The organism is Shewanella sp. SG41-4, from assembly GCF_014164505.1.
Classification (GTDB): Bacteria; Pseudomonadota; Gammaproteobacteria; order Enterobacterales; family Shewanellaceae; genus Shewanella.
Genome location: NZ_JACJFI010000584.1, coordinates 1 through 1,444, shown reverse-complemented (window position 1 = coordinate 1,444; position 1,444 = coordinate 1). Strand labels below are relative to the sequence as shown.

Sequence of the window (1,444 nt, the reverse complement as noted above, 5' to 3'; positions counted from 1 at the left end):
TAGGTAAGTTGATAAGTGGAAATAGCTTAATTGCCAAAAAGATTTATTAATGCCTGTCAGCTTGCTGATGGGCATTTTTGATCAGCGTCTTATTAAGGATCTCTTCTTGTTTTTTTCATTTGTTGCCTGTTTCAGTAAAAGCGCTTCAAATGCCGCTTGAGGTAATGGTTTACTAAATAAGTAACCTTGGCCGTAATCACATTTCAATGCATTGAGCAGATTATACTGCTCTTCTGTTTCAACGCCTTCTGCCACGACCGTTAAATTAAGCCCATGCCCCATAGCGATCGCCGCACCAACAAGTTCTAGATCCCCCGGGTCGACCGTTATATCGTTGATAAAGCTTTTATCTACTTTTAACGTGTTGAATGGATAACTGCGCAGGTAACTGAGCGACGAATATCCGGTACCAAAATCGTCCATTGAAATACTGACACCAATATCGTTAATGGATATTAAGTTACTGTCAATAACCGCGTCGCTACTGAGCAATACCCCTTCGGTGATTTCAAGCTCAACAGTACTAGGGTGGATTTGGTGTTTATCTAGCTGAATATTAAGCATATCAACAAAGGTGTTTTCCCTAAATTGTTTTGGGGAAACATTAATGGCAATTTTAAAATTAGGATTATAGGTTTGTTGCCATTTTTTCGCGGTAGCAAACGCAACATCGATAACATACTGGCCGATAGAAACAATGAGTCCTGTTTGTTCAGCAATAGGAATAAACTCATCTGGAGTCATTGGACCAAGCAAAGTATTGTTCCAACGTAAAAGAGCTTCAGCTCCAATGATTTTACGACTCTTAATATCTACAAAGGGTTGAAAATAAACCTCGAATTCTTTTCGCTTTAATGCACTGCGTAATTGCTCTTCAACTCTCAAACGCCTATTCATATCGTGGTTCATTTGATGTGTATAGAAGTTAAAGATGTTTCTGCCGCGATCCTTTGAATAGTACATGGCCGAATCTGCTTGTCTTATTAATTCTTTAGGGTCTTCACTGTCAAGCGGGTAGAGGGCAATACCAATGCTGATGGTTGACACTAACTCACGGTTATCGAGGTTAAAAGGTTGGTGGAATTTCTCGAGTAACTTACTGGCAATGATATCAATTTCAGCGGGTTCATTAATATTACTGAGTATAATGATAAATTCATCACCTCCTAACCTGCCCACCATATCACTATCTCTAATGGTGTTTTTTAACCGCCCCGCAGCTTGAATTAACAACTCATCACCAACAGAGTGACCCATGGTGTCATTAACCTTTTTAAAGTCGTCTAAATCTAAAAATAGTACAGCCAGTTTTTTTTGTGCACGATGTGCATCCCTAACCATCTGCGATAATCTATCAAGTGAGAGAAGCCTATTCGGCAAGCCTGTTAAGCTATCGTAATGAGCCTGGTGCAATATTTTTTCTTCTTGCTGTTTGTACTGGGTG

General features: G+C 39.5%; 1 protein-coding gene. It reads right to left on the bottom strand.

Annotation, left to right across the window (positions count from 1 at the left end):
• Positions 1-81: 81 nt before the first annotated feature.
• Positions 82-1,444, bottom strand: a 1,363-nt coding sequence (locus H5202_RS22415; RefSeq protein ID WP_182773972.1) for a putative bifunctional diguanylate cyclase/phosphodiesterase, incomplete at its 5' end; no start/stop codon positions are given.